15 protein-coding genes are annotated in these 15,286 nt (G+C 57.0%); 5 read left to right on the top strand and 10 right to left on the bottom strand.

Annotated features, from left to right (window positions below):
* Positions 1–350: 350 nt before the first annotated feature.
* On the bottom strand, positions 351–926 hold the full coding sequence (gene rpoE / locus VEB01_RS01670; protein ID WP_324872371.1) for an RNA polymerase sigma factor RpoE: 576 nt from the start codon (positions 924–926) through the stop codon (positions 351–353).
* 488 nt (positions 927–1,414) lie between these two features.
* Here rpoE and VEB01_RS01665 point away from each other — a divergent pair, with 488 nt between their 5' ends.
* Positions 1,415–1,549, top strand: coding sequence for a hypothetical protein (locus tag VEB01_RS01665; RefSeq protein WP_324872370.1), 135 nt, complete (start codon positions 1,415–1,417; stop codon positions 1,547–1,549).
* 68 nt (positions 1,550–1,617) lie between these two features.
* Here the strand turns inward: VEB01_RS01665 and VEB01_RS01660 are convergent, their stop codons facing one another.
* Entirely contained in the window at positions 1,618–3,216 is a 1,599-nt protein-coding gene (locus tag VEB01_RS01660; RefSeq protein WP_324872369.1) for a lytic transglycosylase domain-containing protein, read from the bottom strand.
* Between the two features lie 432 nt (positions 3,217–3,648).
* Between VEB01_RS01660 and VEB01_RS01655 the strand changes: the two genes are divergently transcribed.
* A complete protein-coding gene (locus VEB01_RS01655; RefSeq protein WP_324872368.1) occupies positions 3,649–4,236 on the top strand; it encodes a UbiA prenyltransferase family protein in 588 nt (195 codons plus the stop codon).
* A 111-nt stretch (positions 4,237–4,347) separates the two neighbouring features.
* Positions 4,348–5,319, top strand: coding sequence for a polyprenyl synthetase family protein (locus VEB01_RS01650; RefSeq protein WP_324872367.1), 972 nt, complete (start codon positions 4,348–4,350; stop codon positions 5,317–5,319).
* A gap of 58 nt (positions 5,320–5,377) precedes the next feature.
* On the opposite strand, the gene VEB01_RS01645 is transcribed toward VEB01_RS01650, so the two are convergent.
* The 6 genes from VEB01_RS01645 to VEB01_RS01620 form a co-directional block, all read right to left on the bottom strand.
* Positions 5,378–6,079 carry a class I SAM-dependent methyltransferase gene (locus tag VEB01_RS01645; RefSeq protein ID WP_324872366.1) on the bottom strand — a complete coding sequence of 234 codons (702 nt, stop codon included), beginning with the start codon at positions 6,077–6,079 and terminating at the stop codon, positions 5,378–5,380.
* Between the two features lie 579 nt (positions 6,080–6,658).
* Positions 6,659–8,272, bottom strand: coding sequence for a cation:proton antiporter family protein (locus VEB01_RS01640; protein WP_324872365.1), 1,614 nt, complete (start codon positions 8,270–8,272; stop codon positions 6,659–6,661).
* Between the two features lie 267 nt (positions 8,273–8,539).
* A complete protein-coding gene (locus tag VEB01_RS01635) occupies positions 8,540–8,944 on the bottom strand; it encodes a CBS domain-containing protein (protein WP_414675389.1) in 405 nt (134 codons plus the stop codon).
* Positions 8,944–9,294, bottom strand: coding sequence for a P-II family nitrogen regulator (locus VEB01_RS01630; RefSeq protein ID WP_324872363.1), 351 nt, complete (start codon positions 9,292–9,294; stop codon positions 8,944–8,946). The genes VEB01_RS01635 and VEB01_RS01630 overlap by 1 nt, the downstream gene beginning before the upstream one ends.
* A gap of 11 nt (positions 9,295–9,305) precedes the next feature.
* Positions 9,306–10,091: a DUF1538 domain-containing protein gene (locus VEB01_RS01625; protein ID WP_324872362.1), complete on the bottom strand. Its 786-nt coding sequence runs from the start codon at positions 10,089–10,091 to the stop codon at positions 9,306–9,308.
* Positions 10,088–10,846: a DUF1538 domain-containing protein gene (locus VEB01_RS01620; protein WP_324872361.1), complete on the bottom strand. Its 759-nt coding sequence runs from the start codon at positions 10,844–10,846 to the stop codon at positions 10,088–10,090. The genes VEB01_RS01625 and VEB01_RS01620 overlap by 4 nt, the downstream gene beginning before the upstream one ends.
* On the opposite strand from VEB01_RS01620, the gene VEB01_RS01615 reads away from it, so the two are divergent.
* Together VEB01_RS01615 and VEB01_RS01610 are read left to right on the top strand one after the other, a co-directional pair.
* On the top strand, positions 10,845–11,102 hold the full coding sequence (locus VEB01_RS01615; protein WP_324872360.1) for a hypothetical protein: 258 nt from the start codon (positions 10,845–10,847) through the stop codon (positions 11,100–11,102). The genes VEB01_RS01620 and VEB01_RS01615 overlap by 2 nt on opposite strands.
* A 367-nt stretch (positions 11,103–11,469) precedes the next feature.
* Positions 11,470–12,702, top strand: a complete 1,233-nt coding sequence (locus VEB01_RS01610; RefSeq protein ID WP_324872359.1) for a cation:proton antiporter — start codon at positions 11,470–11,472, stop codon at positions 12,700–12,702.
* Between the two features lie 41 nt (positions 12,703–12,743).
* Here the strand turns inward: VEB01_RS01610 and VEB01_RS01605 are convergent, their stop codons facing one another.
* Both VEB01_RS01605 and VEB01_RS01600 read right to left on the bottom strand, forming a co-directional pair.
* Complete coding sequence (locus tag VEB01_RS01605) at positions 12,744–13,967, bottom strand: site-2 protease family protein (RefSeq protein WP_324872358.1); 1,224 nt, start codon at positions 13,965–13,967, stop codon at positions 12,744–12,746.
* 156 nt (positions 13,968–14,123) lie between these two features.
* A complete protein-coding gene (locus VEB01_RS01600) occupies positions 14,124–14,849 on the bottom strand; it encodes a DUF502 domain-containing protein (protein WP_324872357.1) in 726 nt (241 codons plus the stop codon).
* Positions 14,850–15,286 lie beyond the last annotated feature (437 nt).

Here is a 15,286-nt window from a genome sequence, read left to right as displayed (position 1 = left end):
GCTCTCTTGGCTTCATGCAACCCACCCGAATTTGCAAGAAATCGAAATCAAATGACTGGTTTTCTTGCAAATTGTACCAGCCAATATGCAACGAATCCGTATATGTGTCAGTGTGTTAGAAATACTTCAGGGCTGACTAATGATGGCTGGACACGAGCGCGGAATCATCTGGAGCGGCGGAATGCGGCACGGCAACAGGGAACGTTTAGGTCCAGTCATCAAGACTCCTTCGAATTTCACGCTCTCTTCCTCCAAATACGATCCCGACTGATAGACCATCCTTGGCCTTCGGTCAGAATGTCTGGGAAATCGCGCTGCCCATGCCGCGCGCTTTTATCGCCCGAGCGCTATCAGTGCAAATGTTCGATCTGTTTGTCGAGGAACTCCCGTGCCCGAAAAATCCGTGAGCGGACCGTTCCGACCGGACACTGCATTACTTGGGCGATTTCGTCGTAGCTTAAACCGTCAAATTCCCGCAAATGAATCGCGGTCCGCAATTCTCCGGGCAGTTTATCGAGCGCCTGCTGAATGGTCCGCGCAAGTTCCTCGGTTAACACCAACCCTTCCGGCGTTTCCTGGTCTTTGAGCCGAACGGCAGATTCAAACTGCTCAGCCTCGTCGATATCGAGCTCATCTTCCGACGGGCGGCGCAGCCGCATCGCCAGATGATTCTTGGCCGTGTTAATGGCGATGCGATACAGCCAGGTGTAGAAGGCACTGTCTCCCCGGAACCGAGGCAGTGCGAGGTAGGCTTTAATGAAAGCTTCCTGGGAGACATCCCACGATTCGTGCGGGTCCTTGATATAGCGGCCGATAAGCTGCAAGAGTTTGGCTTGGTACTTGCGAACCAGGCGATCGAAGGCGCTCCGGTCTCCCTGTTGCACTCGGCGTACCAACTCCCGATCATCGATATAGATAGTGGCCATAATAAGATCCTCCTTGAAAAGATCTTGTCAGATCCCATAACGGCTTCAGTGTTCAAGTTCGGCGAGCCCGTCCGATCCAAGAAACCATCCCACCTAATTCAACAGTTCTACCGACTTACCCTGCTTTTTTATCTTCTTTTATTCGGCTTATGGGGTATACACACATAAAAAATAAGGTTATCTGATTGGGGGGCAAATAATTGCCGTTACTAAAACAATTTACTCAAACCATCAGGTGTTCTGACATCAATGGGAATTAATTCATAGTTTTATTAAATACTAACGATTGGTCCTAAAAAAGTCGTAAGACTTCGCACGAATATCTACAGACAAAATCTGTTTCTACTTCTAGTGCGGCTTATTTGATAGGGAGGATTTCCGAGGCGACAACTCAGTACCGCTGGCCTTTCAAACCACGGCTTGATCAAAAAACCGTCGAGGTTCGGTTATGCCGGACTCGACGCCAAGGGGGGATTCGCGAGATCAACTTGACCGGTGCGACGATGCTAAGACGGGAATTGGCGCAGCTGATCGATCTCCCGTTTATCCATCTCGTCGCCGGAGAAGACCATTTGCGATTTCTGTCGCATTTGGAGACCCGCCGCCGGCAGGGCGCGCGGTGACGGAGTCAACCCTCGCAGTTAGCCAAAGCGGCTGAAAAATCATCCGAACCAAGTAAACGTCAGCCGGATTAGATCGGAATGCGCAGTCGTTGGCCGGGGCGAAGCACCGTCCGCTGCGTTATTGCATTCAACATCAGTAACTTACGAAGTCGAACGCCGTATTTCGTGGCAATCAGATGTGGCGACTCGCCGTGGCGAACCACGTGTAGCCGCACCTTTCGTTTCAGTTGGTGCTTGGATTTCCGGTTGGTCTTCTGCGCCACGGCTTTTCTCGGTCCGGGCGCCTCCACGATGTCCTCTGCCGAGATGGGCGCTTGCGCGACGAACAAATGCGACCGCAAATCCACCGAATCGTCGCTGACGTCGATCAGCCCGGCGGTGACGATACGCCCATTGATCTTACCCGATTGCAACGACGGATCGTGCAGAGAGTCATCGCCGGCCAATATCACGGGTTGCACGTAGGCTGACGCGCCCGAGGCCCGGGCCAAGACGCCGTGAGGGAGCCAGACATCGATGCCCGCGGGGAGCAAGGTGCGCCCCTTGATGGCCGCCGACGTCCAGGCCGGGTTGAGCTCAGCGATTGTGTCGCGGTCGAGGTCGTGCATCCGGGCCAAGTGGCTTACCGGTAGGGCGCTGGTTAGACGGACGAGGTCATGGTTGAGGGGCGTGTGGAACGCTACGCCCTCGGGAAAATAAGCCGTCAGATTCTGGACGATCGACCGCACGGCGAGAAACTCGGTATAAAAATTCCGTGACGCAAAACCGAAGGTAGGCCCTTGATAGTGGCGGACGATCCGCACGAAGTCTGCCCCGAACTGATTTTTGGCGCGTGCCATGCCGGTCACGCCATGGTTATATGAGGTGATCGCCAGTCCCCAGTCGCCGAGTACCTCATAGGCATGGGCGAGGTAGCGCGCGGCGCCGCGTGCGGCGAACACGGGGTCGAAGCGCTCATCGACCGCCCGGCTCACATGCAGGCAGTGGCGGGCTGTCGCGCGCATGAATTGCCACATCCCGGCGGCTCCCGCCGAGGAATGCACGTGATTTACAAAGGAAGATTCGACATGTGGAAGATAGGCGAGATCCTCGGGCAGGTCGGCCTCCCGGAACACCTGGCGGAACAGGCGATCATAACGGCCACTGACTTCAAGCCCCTTTAGAAAACGCTCCCGCAGACCGCGCTGACTGCGCACCCGCGTACTTGCTCCGTATACCGCATCCTCGCCGGCGTGAGTGGTCAGGAGATCAAGCAGGCGTTTCTGGATATCGCTCAAGCCGGCGCCGAGCCGCACCCGATCTTCCAACTCACGAAGCTCATCTTCAAGGGCGCGGACCTGCTTTTCCACGGAGGCCCGATGCTCAGGCGTCAGACCTTCACCCTCGGCATCCGGCAGCTCAATGACGTCGTAGACAACACCCAAATGAACGTTGTCATGAAGTGCAAACTGGTTTAGACGCCACACGCCAAAGACCTGCCGCCAGAATTGCACCGCATCCTGCAATCCTATCGGTTCGATAAAGGGGGCGTTACTCTGCTCCTGCGCCGTATCCGGATAATGACGGGGAAGGGGGGCGGGGACGGTATCATCGGCAGCGGATCCCGAGAAAACCATAGCCAAGACGCCAAGCGTCATCCAAGACCGAAACGAGATTCCCTGTTTCATAACGATCAAGCTCCATCCGTGGCGAATAGCATACCGGCACGACAGGAAGTTAAGTCGATGCCTTCTTCTTAGAGTTTCTGGGAAGCCAAAAAAGCCGACGAAATTTTCCGAAATGAAGTATCTCTCTGCTCCGCGTTTGCGGCAAGTGATATCCACGCCTCTCTTGCGATAAAGGTCTATGGGGGCGAGCCGGCGGAAGATTTCGGAATCGAGCTTGAACAGGCTAATATCAGATGGCACTCGAAGTGCCAGGGACTTTTATACCCGAACCTGTATGGAGAATACGCATTGGCGCCCGATGACCCAGTGAAGCCGGACAGAGGATCCGAATGGTTTGTGCCGCAATTCGGATCTGCGAGATTCAGGAGAGCGGTCGGTCTTCTCTTTCTCCCTTACACGGCGATGGTCATATCCTTTTCCGTAATGGGGTCCATGTTCGCCCGTAATCTCCATTGGGACCGGGTGGCAGCCATTGGCTTCATTTATTTCTTAGGTCTAGGCGTCGGTGCCCATGCGCTGGATGCCTTGGGCAGCAAGGCGAAAAAGCCCTGGGGCGACGTTTTCGGCAAACGGCAACTGTGGTTTATAGCCGGATGCTCGCTGACGGCGGCTTACCTTATCGCGGCCTACTATATGGTGCGTTTTGTGCCGAACCTGCTCTTCATCGCTCTTCTCGAGGGATTTTTCGTCTTTGCCTACAACCTGGAATGGTTCGGCGGGCGCTATCACAACGATGGATGGTTTGCCTTTTCCTGGGGATTCCTGCCGGTTTTGGCGGGATACATGATTCAAACGAATACCCTTTCCGTCGCCGTACTCCCGGTGGCCTTGTCCATGGCCCTTTTCAGCCTGGTTGAGATTAAGGCTTCGCGGCCATACAAGGTTCTCAAGCAACGCGGCTCCAGTCTCGGCGAGACCGATGTGTCCTTGATGACCCAGTACGAGGCGATTCTCAAGAGCATCAGCCTCGGGGTCATTATGCTGGGTGTGGGATTGCTGCTGTTTCGCCTGTTCGGTTAAGAGGTCGTTTATAAACCCAGTTGTGATATGGTTTCCCAAGCGGAGATCGTCCGCTGGACATGGGCTCATCGCCCGCTTGCGGTTTGGCCGTTTATGAGAAGGACTAAGGGCGTGAAAGGATTCCAAGACTACTGCATCAGGCTCAGGCCGATCCTTGACGATGCCATTGGGCAGACTTTGCAGGGGCTCTTTAAAGACCTGCACGCTCGCCCCGACGAGGCGCTGAAAGACTCCTTCCGAGGAGGGAAAATGATCAGAGGCTCCCTCGTGTGCCTGGTGAATGAAAGCCTGGGCGGGAACTTGCAACCTGCTGTTCCGAGATCCGTGGCGGTCGAGCTCATTCACGGAGCCACGCTGATCCACGACGATTTCGTGGATCAAGATCGAGCCAGACGGGGTAGACCCGCCGCGTGGACCTTGGCGGGGGCGCGAAAAGCGGTGCTTTTGGGCGATGTCATCTTTGCGTCCGCCATTGAGATGATGAGCGACCTGAGCCGGGATGACGGCTTAGCGGCGTCGCGTGCTATTGCCCGAATCTCAAAGGGCGCATTCCAGGAGCCTATCGATCCTTCGGAACTGGCCCGTCATCTCGGGTCCGATGCCGTGCCCGAGTCCTTCTATGACGCGATAATCGATCTTAAGACCGGCGTGCTATTCGGTGTCGCCTGTGAATTGGGCGCCATTGCGGCCGGTGCGGAGCGGGATGTCCGGGACGCATTTTATCGCTATGGCCTGTTGATTGGCGAAGCGTATCAGATCGCCGATGATCTCCAGGAGGTCAGGCATCACCTGTCGAGCGGAGTCATCGATGCTCGGGAGATTGCTGCTCTTGCGCCGGCACTGGCTCGTTTCGGCAAGGATCTGCAACCCTCGATCACGCCTATGTTGAAACGAGAGCGCTCCGTGTTGCCACGGGCCTTGTTGACAGGCTTTGAAGAGGTGCGGGTGGCGATGGAGCAAGAGATGGCGCGGCGCCTCGAATTGGCTCATCTCGAAGTCGCGGGGCTCGTGCCCGATTCCCGTCAGGGAGCGATGATCCACGCGGCTCCTCGGGATCTTATCGAGATGTTCAACGGAACTTAGCGGCCGCTTGTAAACCTACGGCGTGAGCATGATCCGGGTATGGCCGGGGCAGGGGATTTCAGCGCTTGGATTTCGTGGCAGTGACCATAGCCGAAGCTCCCCATGTCAGGGATTCGACATTCGCGGAGATGAAGCCGTTTTCTTGTAATGTCTCAGGGAGTTCGTTCAGCCATGCGGTTTGCTTGAGAAATCCGGGCAGCTCGTCGAAAACCGTTCGCCATTCCGGGAAAAACGCGGGTCCCGCGGCTTGAAGGATCGTGAAGTAAAACTCCCACAGTCGAGCGAATATGGGGCCGCCGGGATAGGTGAAGTCGTGCATCACGAGAACCCCGCCAGGGCGTAGCATGGCCTTGGCGTTTCGGATTAGGCTTCCCAGTTCCGCGTATTTGGCCAGATAAGAGGACGTAATGCAGTCCACAAGGCCGTCGACCCGGACATCTTCAGCTCTTCCTAGAATAAACTCGACATTCTTGAGTCTTAGCGCACGTGCCTTTTCCCTGGCGATATTCAGATACTCTTCCCGGAGTTCCACGCCCGTGACTCGGCTAGAAGGAAAGCGGCTGGCGATCTTGAAGGTCAAAATGCCGGTCCCGCAGGCTTGATCGACAATATGTGAGGCTTCCGGAGGAATCGCGCCCAAAATCCTTTGTTTCCACCAAAGGTCGAAACCCAGGGTGCAGAGCTTGACGACCATGTCATAGCTATGGCCCGTGCCGGCAAAAAAGCGATGCGCTATTGCTGTTCCGGGATGTGAATCCATGCTGCTGACTCCTTCCGCTGTAATTACAAACGCGATACTGAGACTACCACGCGTTTTGATTTTTCAACTACTGCTTTACCCGCTCATGTTCTGTTGCAGCCCGGGGACGCCGAGATCGACTGATCGCAGGCCATTACGGATTCTGCGCCTCGGGGAAGCCTGGGCTGAGACGGGCTAAACGACCCCCTCCGACTATCCACAATTTCCGTGGACAACTTTGTGGATAAGTGTGGGGATGAAACCGGCGGTATCCGATGCCACCGGGCTTTGAGTTAGCCTGGTCAGGTTTTTTTCAGCCTTCGATATTTGGGTTGGACGAATCGTAAGTGATTGATTTAGAGAGTCTGTGTTGTTACGAAATGATGAATGAACAATTTACGGCCGGGCTGTACATGGCCGCATCGAGTTCAAGATTCTGTCAAGTCTTGACAGTGGATAACTTTCATATTTCGTATCCGATGAGTGTATGGGTGCCTCAGAAAAGTGCTGCTATACGCGTAAGCTGACTTGGTCATCCGTGAGGCCGGTCGCGTTCGACCGGCGTCTGTCCTTTGTCCTGGCCCTACTCGGTCAGGGCGATCAGGACGATGTCCTTGTTTCGAGATTCTTCGTGGATTCGGCGGCGCGGTAAAGTGTCGGTTTAGGAGTTCCGAGCGCTTCCAGCATGCGTTGGGCCAACCGCTCGCCGGCTTCCGTCATGGGGTGAAAAATCACGTTGGCGCCGGCTTCGCTCAATAGTGGATCTTCGTTCGAGCGAAAGCTGGTCGTGCCGATCACCCCTCGGAACCCGCGGGACCGCAGGTATTTCACGGCGGCATGCCGTGCCTCGAACTCGGGCATAGCCAAAATGATCCCTTTTAGCCCCGCGGTGTGCAAACCCTCCCATAACTCGGGATCTTCCGCATCGCCGTAAAGCACGCGCCGCCCCTGGTCACGCTGCGCCTCGACGCGCGACGGGTCGGCATCCAGCCCCACTACCGGGTAGCCCTGGCTCTCCAGCGTGCGATAAGCCGCGCTTCCGGTTCGGCCCATGCCGAGAATCAGCCATTCGGCGATCCCGATGCTGGTAGGGGTCCGGTCCGGATGCCGGCGACCGCGCTCGAGCTTGACCAGCATGGGTTCCAGATGCGCGAAGAGCCGGTGGGAAAACAGGTTGAGCGGAGCGGCGAGCGCCAAGGAAAATGCTACGGCCACGCCCATGATGGTAATCCATTCGGCGGACAGAAGCCCGGCTTCGGCGATGACCTGCGACGTGATCAATGCGAATTCGCTATAGGTGGTCAGCGCCAGAGAGCTGATGAAAGCGGTGCGGGCGCGAAGGCCGACCACGATGAAGAGCAGGAAAAACAGCAATCCCTTTAGCGGCAGCAGCGCGATTAAACGGAGTGCCCAGAGAAACTCCTCGGAGGTTGGAACGCCGGCCAGGCCGATGGCCAGGAAGAATGCGACCAAAAACGACTCCTTCAGTCCCCACAGTTTATCGGACAAGGCTTTGGCGTCGGGATGCCCGGCGAGCAAGGACCCCATCCACAAGGCGCCGAGATCTGCTGAAACGCCCATGGTGTCTGCCATGGCGCCACCGGCAAGCGCCAGGAGGAGCCCGAGGAGCAATCTAAGCTCGTCCGTTCCGCTGATTTTGAACAGATAAAACGCAAGAGGCCTGAAGAACGGAAACAGCAGCAGAAGGCTTGCCCAGAGAGTCGGTTGCTGATGATTGTCCGCGAGGGCCAGGAGTCCCACGGCGACGATATCCTGAAGGATCAGAATGCCCAGCGTGATACGGCCATGCAGCGTAGAAAGTTCGCCGTTGTCCTCCAGCACCTTGACCGCGAGCACGGTGCTGGAAAAAGCGAGGCTGGTTCCCAACAGCAGCCCGCCGGTGATCTGCCGGTCAAGCAACAGGAATCCCAAACCCGTGGCGCCTGCAACCAGAAGGATGTGGAGGCCGCCAACGCCCAGGATTTCGCGGCCGATCAAGCCCGTAAGCCGCAGCTTCAAGCCCACGGTGAACAGCAGCAATTCGATTCCGAGCTCCGCGATTTGCGAAATGACGCCATTCGCCGGTATGCCGAAGTAGGAAAGCGCATAACCTGCTCCGAGATAGCCCACGAGCGGGGGGAGCCGCAGGTGACTGGCGACAAGGCCCGCCAGGTACGCCGACGCGATTAACGATAGCTCCGAAACCATGGGCATGATGATGGCCTGTAGTGAAAATTCGGATTTGCCGGATTGCTAGGCCGGTTCAGATGGAATTCACCCATCTTTCGGCCCGCTCAAGGATCTACGTGGCTCGGGCGAAGATGGTCCTCAGCCTATTACCGAGAGGCATAGGTAGCGGGTGCGGTGGCGCGCGACGCAGATTGCTACGGGTTTCGCCCGGATTACCGACAGCTGGGCGTTTTCCGCTTTGGTTCTTATAAGCACGCGGATAAGTTTCGACACGCGGGACGAAGATGCGCCCTAAACGATCTGGTACAGACCATCCAGTACAAGCGTGTTGGGGCTTATCATGCCCACGACGTTCCGGCCGTCCAGTACCGGGGCGCGCACCAGGTTATGGTTCGCGAACAGCCGGGAGCAGTAGCGGATATCCATGTCCGGGTGCACCGAAATCACCGGCTTGCTCATGATTTCGTAGACGTTGACCCGGTCCGGCGCCCGGTCTTTCGCCAGCACGTGCCGTGCGATGTCCCCCGCGGTGATCAAACCGTATTCGTCGTCGTCGTGGCGCTTGTTGACCACCAATACGGAGGTCTTCATGGATTTCATCTTTTTTAAGGCATCGCTGATGGTGGCGATGCCGTCGATCGTTCCGAAATCGGTCTTCATCACGTCCCGCACCCGGATAATGGGTTTCTTGTCCATCAAATTTCCTCCTCGACGATACTGGTTAGCTGTTGCACCTGATGCATGACGCCCACGGCATCTTCCACATCGACCTGAAGCGCGATGCCGGTGCCCGGCTTGTCGTCGAACTTGCCCGCACGGCCGACGGCCTCCAAGATGGCTCGGGTCAGGTGTTCCTCCACCAGGAACAACACTACGTCCCGCTGGACTTCCAGGTTCAGTCCAAAAAAAGTTTTCGACTGCTTGAGCCCTTCGCCGCGGGCGTTGCTGATCACAGTGGCGCCGGTGGCGCCGTGTTCGCGCGCGGTTTTCAGGATGAGATCGGTTTTATCGTCTTCCACGAAGGCGATGATCAGTTTGAAGCGCATATAATGTTACCTTAGTCGTGGTTGTCGGTTTGCCGATTCCGCCGGGTTTGCCACGCGGCGATCTGGGCATAACCGAGCACGCTGATTATAGGGAACAGGCAGGTGAACGCAATCAAGCCGAAGCCGTCCGCTAGAGGATTGCGGCCGGGGACGGCGGAAGCCAAACCCAGGCCCAGCGCGGTAACGATGGGCACGGTAACAGTCGACGTGGTCACGCCCCCGGAGTCGTAGGCGAGTCCCACGATCATCCTGGGGGCGAGCGCGGTTTGAATAACCACTACAACATAGCCCGTGACGATATAGAGATAAAGGTCGGTGCCGGTAACGATGCGGAACGTGCCCAGAGCCAGCCCGAAGGCTGCGCCGCAGGCGACAGCCAGGCGCAGCCCCCAAGGATTGATAGCGCCAGCCGAAACCTCGGCGGCCTTGAGTGCGACCGCGATCAGTGCGGGTTCGGCGAGGGTCGTGGCGAACCCGATGCTTCCGGCAAAAAGATAGACCCAGATATAGGTATGCCAATGGACGCTACCGGCGTGGTGCGCGGCGCCGAGAAACTCCGGCGCCGTCAGTTGTTTGGCCATCAGGTCGCCGACGGGAAATAGCGCCATTTTCAGCCCCTCGAGGAATAGCGCGACACCCAAAAGAACGTAGACGAATCCAACGAGAATCCGGCGCGGATTGGGAAGGGGCTTGCGTATGACCAGAACCTGAAAGAGCACCAACATCATCACGATCGGAGTTACGGCACGCAGAGTCTCCAGCAGCACATTCCCGAATTCGCGCAGCCAGTCGCTCATAAGATCATCCCGTATCCCATGACGAAGATCATTGGCATCAAAGAGGCGAAGGCAATCAGTCCGAAGCCGTCGATCATGGGGTTGCGGCCTCGGATGGAGGACGAGAGTCCCACTCCGAGCGCGGTCACCAGGGGCACGGTGATGGTCGAGGTGGTGACGCCGCCGGAGTCGTAGGCGATGCCTATAATTTCCCGCGGCGCGAAAGCGGTCATGATCACCACGCCGATGTAACCGGCGATGATCACATAGGGAAGCGGCCAGCCGCGGACGATGCGGATCACCCCGATCACCACGGCGAATCCCACCGAGAGCGCGACGGCGATGCGTAGACCAAGGGCATAGGATTTCCGAGACTCGTCCGACGCTGCGATGGCGCCGCCTTCCTCGGCGATGCGGGCGGCTTCATCGGCAACGGCGATGAGGGCGGGTTCGGCCACGGTGGTTCCGAAGCCCAGGGCGAAGGCAAACACCAGCAACCAAAGCACGCTGCCCTTGCGAGCGAAGGCGTGAGCCATGCTTTCGCCGAGCGGGAACAACCCTAAATTCAAGCCCTGTACGAAGAAGGTTAGGCCCAGCACAACCAACAGCATGCCCGAGACGAACCGTCCGGCTTCGGGAATGGGCTGCTGAATCACCAGGATTTGAAAGAACAGGATGACCGCTACAACAGGCACTAGATCCAGCATGCTGGAGAACAGTTGCCGCAAGAAGCGGTTATGCCAGATATAGGCAACCGGGCGGGGTTTCAACCACATGACCACGATCTTTTTTGATATTAGTTCTGTAGAGTGCTGGCTTGGCGTGATCACAACTCGGCGAGCGGTGGATCATCAGATGGTTCGCAACGGCATCGACCGAAGCGAAGGCGGACTCTACGAGACATTAGATAAAACCCGACCTGCAATGCTCGGTCCCAAGCGGCGCTTGACCGCCAATGCTTTTTTCCATATTGCTGGAACGGGATCATTAATAAGCTTCAACGGTGAGGAGCGGAGAATTGAGCATGTATAAAATCGCTATATCCCAGAGACAAGGCAAGAACTCGCAATACAAGACCACCGAAAAAGTACGTATCCACGGCAATTTTTTGGAGCTTCAACTCGGCGGAATAACGAAGTATATCTCGCTCAACGGGGTAGAGGAGATTACGGAATCGGAAATCGAGGATGAAGGAGAACCCGGGGAGATGAAGTCAGGGGGGTGGATTTCAAACTACGGCTCGAAGGGAGATGGAAGACTTAGAAAAGGATTCCGAGATGTGAATGGGAGCGAAGAGTGGCGCACACGGCTGATCAAAAGCAGCAGGCCGGCGACTCGCCGACTTTTGAACGTTCGGCTCATTCGAGTTCGTTGAAGCTTAACGTCGGGAACACACGCCATGGAATACGAGGTACACGGGTTCTTTCTGAACCTTCTGATCATTCTTTTGAGTGCGCGATTTTTCGCCGAACTGGCGTCGGTCGTGCGGGTACCTCCGGTGGTCGGAGAGCTATTGGCCGGGGTCGTTCTGGGGCCCACGGCGCTGGGTTGGCTGGAACCGGGCCAAACCATCCGTATGCTGGCCGAAATCGGCATCATTCTGCTGTTGTTCGAGGCAGGCCTCGAAACCGACATCCGCCAATTGGTACGAGCCGGTTTCAAGGCTTCGATCGTGGCGGTCAGCGGGTTCGTCTGGCCATTTATATTTGGCTTTCTCGTGAGCTATCAGATCTTTGAGCGTCCGCTGCTCGAATCACTCTTTATCGGCGGGACGCTGACCGCCACCAGCATCGGCATCACCATACGGGTGTTGACCGATTTGCGGCAAAGGCATTCCCACGAAGCTCAACTGGTGCTGGGCGCCGCCGTCATCGACGACATTCTCGGCGTGGTGCTGCTCGCGATTCTCTACGAGTTTTCCATCGGCGGCGGCATCAGTTACGTGAATGCCGGTCGGGTTCTGTTGTTCATCGCCGTATTTTTCCTGCTGGCTCCGGTCTGCGCCAAGCTCATCTCGCTGGTGATCAGGCGCTTCGACGAGGTCAGCCAAATGCCGGGGCTGATTCCCACGACTATCGTATCCCTGGTGCTTTTTTTCGCCTGGCTGTCTCACAAAATCGGCGCTCCCGAGCTTCTGGGAGGCTTCGCGGCGGGGCTCGCCCTTTCCCGGCGATTTTTTCTGCCGTTCGGTGTGGCTTTGCATGCCGGTTCCGATTTCGCCGAGCGCATCGACAATCAGATGCGCCCCATCATTTATCTGTTCGTGCCGATCTTTTTCGTGACGGTGGGGCTGTCGCTGAATCTCCGAACCATCGACTGGACCTCGCCCTTCATTTGGGCGTTTTCCCTGTCCCTGATCGGCGTCGCGCTAGCGGGCAAGCTGATCAGCGCCCTTTTCATAAACGAGCGTTGGGCCACGCGTTTCGCGGTCGGACTCGCGATGGTGCCCCGCGGCGAAGTGGGTCTTATCTTTGCCGAATTGGGACGAACCTCGAATATTCTCGACAACGAAATCTATGCCGCGTTGATCATCGTGATCGCCTTCACGACCATCTCCGCGCCTCTGCTGCTGAAAGGGTATTACCACAGTCTCGGCTACCGGCTTGGAGCGAAATCGCTCCGCGAGCGATAACTTCCGATGTGAGCACGATACCGTTGGGAGCCGGCCTCGGTTTAAGGAAAGGGCTTCGAAATGACTCGGTTATTTTTGGTAAACGCCGTACCGGCATGAAGCGACAGCCATTTCAAAATGTCCTCCCGCCGGACCAATCCGAGCAGTTCTCCGTTCTGGACAATCGGTAGCTGATTGACGTCGCGCCGGCCGAGGAGCATCAGCGCCTCCACGGCATCCTGCTTGGGTGAAAGGGAGACCAGTTCCTGAGCCGGCGTCATGATGTCGCCGACGGTCGAGGTGCGCCAGGCGTCTTGCGCACGCTTCGGCAGATCGCTCAGACTGACCATCCCGACAAACCGGCCGTTGTCTTCGACCGGAAAGGTACGCTGTCCGCTCGGCATCAGGTGTTCGTCCACCAGCCTTTGAAGCGACATCCGGGGTTCCACGCGCATGAATTGCGTGTGCATGAGGGACACCACCGGCACGTTTTGGAGCCACTCCCGGATGAGCAATTGGCGATAGCTCATGACCGCCGCATTGTTGAGAAACCAGCCGATGAGCGCAATCCACAGGCCATTGATGAAGCCGGCCCCGAACACCGGTACGCGCAATCCCAGAATCATGAGGAAGCCCGACGCCATCAATACCCAGGCAAACCCTTGTCCGGCCGCGGAGGCCCGGCGCGTGGCGGTCAGCAAGTCGCCGGTCATGCCCCACAGTGCGGCGCGGAGAATCCGTCCGCCGTCAAGCGGAAAGCCCGGCAACAGATTGAACAGGCCGAGCAGGATATTGATCGGACCGAGCCACATCAGCAGGCTGACCATAGGTCCCAGATCGGCAAAGGATCGTTGAGGGTTGTCCGGATCGATCTCGATGGGGCCGATGACGAGTTTGGCCAGTCCAAGGAAAATGAAGCCGAGGACGAGACTGGTTATCGGTCCCACCGCCGCCATGTACAACTCAGCGCGCCAGGACGGCGGTTCGTTCTCCATATGCGCCATTCCGCCGAACATGAACAAGGTGATGCGCGGAATCGGAATGCCGTTGGCGCGCCCGACCACGGCGTGCGAAAGCTCGTGCAGGAGCACGGAACCGAAGAACAGCAATGCCGCGGCAATGGCGGTACTCCAGATCAGCAGCGGCTCCCAGTCCGGGTGCCAAGCCGGGAATAGGCCGGCCCCAAGACTTAAGGTGATGAGAGAGAAGATGATAAGCAGGCTCCAGTCGACAAAGACTTCGACGCCCGCGACGCGCCCCAGGCGCAAAGCTCCTCGTTTTCCCATGTCGATTCTCCATTCGGCAGGCCTGACCAGAGCAGTGGACAATATGGCGAGGATGCGCTCACGCCATGGTTAGCCTGTCGGTAATCCCGGTTGAGGTGTTCAAAAAGCCCGCGGATTTCCCGCATGGAATCTTTGACAACTTCGGGAGCCTTAATGTCATCCCGATTTGGCGGAGGGTTCCTTCGCCGGTACTTCGCTATCACGTTGTACGCTCTGGTGTGCGTCCGAATAGTTGAGATGCTCGCGAGTGCTCGTTCCGCACGAGATGACGAATTGCATCCCTTCTTCCACGGTCCAGTCGGTGGGCGTTACCTGCGAAAGCGGGACAATTTCCATACGACCGGAAGCCAGATTCGGAGCGTGGGGTATATAAACGACCGCCAACTCTTCGCCGCTGTCGGCATCCCGGACGATGCGGGTCACAAAGGCCACGGCCCGCATTTTGTCGGTGGGGTAGCTGATCAGCACCACCCGCTGGATCTGCTCCGGTTGAGTTTGAAAGGCCGAAAGCAGTCGTTTGGTGGAGCCGTAGATGGCTTTCAGCACCGGGATTCTTTCCAGCAGCAGCTCAAACCCGATCAGTATCTGTCGCCCGATCACCCGGCTCGTCAGCCACCCGAGCAAAAAGAGCAAGAACAGCGTGATCAGCGCGGCAATCACCGAATCGATCCACCCGTCAATCATCCAGTCGGCCAGCTTGGGAGAAAACGTGTAAATGGCTTTGTATAAGGCTGGTATCCAAGGTCTTCCGAAGGCGATCAGCTTTGCGAGGATGAAGTCGAAAACCAGCCAGGTCAGCAGAATGGGTGTAAGGACGACGAGTCCCGCGAGAATATTTCTCTGTATGCGGTTGGCGAAAGACCTTCGTCGTTTGCTCTCCATAAAGAATACGGACAAGCTTTTTGCGAAGTCGTTGCGTGAGTCGGGCTTTTGGAGACTCTCCGGGCCTAAAAAAGAATCCCGCTACGCGTCGGCGAAAAATGCTCTGATGTCATGTTTTCCCGCCATTCCTACAGCGTTTGATCGGTGCCGCCCAGCGATGCGGAGCATGCCGGCGCGGCGCGTGAGGTATGCCCTCGTGATTGAGGTGTTGCTCGCTGGGCGGCGGATGCCATCTCGTCGCGAAGCTTGCGCCAGTTCATAAGAAAATCATCGAATTATTATCCTGTCGCCTTTGTCCTAGTGTCCTGTCCCATTAATACGTAGCATAAATCTTGCTTAATTTCTGGGTGTCTTTAGATTTGAGGAGATACCCAATGAAAAACGGCCGCCCGAAAGCCGAACTGGTCATCACACCCGCTGAACGCGAACAACTGGAG

Origin of the sequence: Methylocaldum sp. (genome assembly GCF_035627495.1) — a bacterium.
In the GTDB taxonomy this organism is placed as follows: Bacteria; Pseudomonadota; Gammaproteobacteria; order Methylococcales; family Methylococcaceae; genus Methylocaldum.
This window is presented reverse-complemented; position numbering and strand designations above follow the sequence as displayed.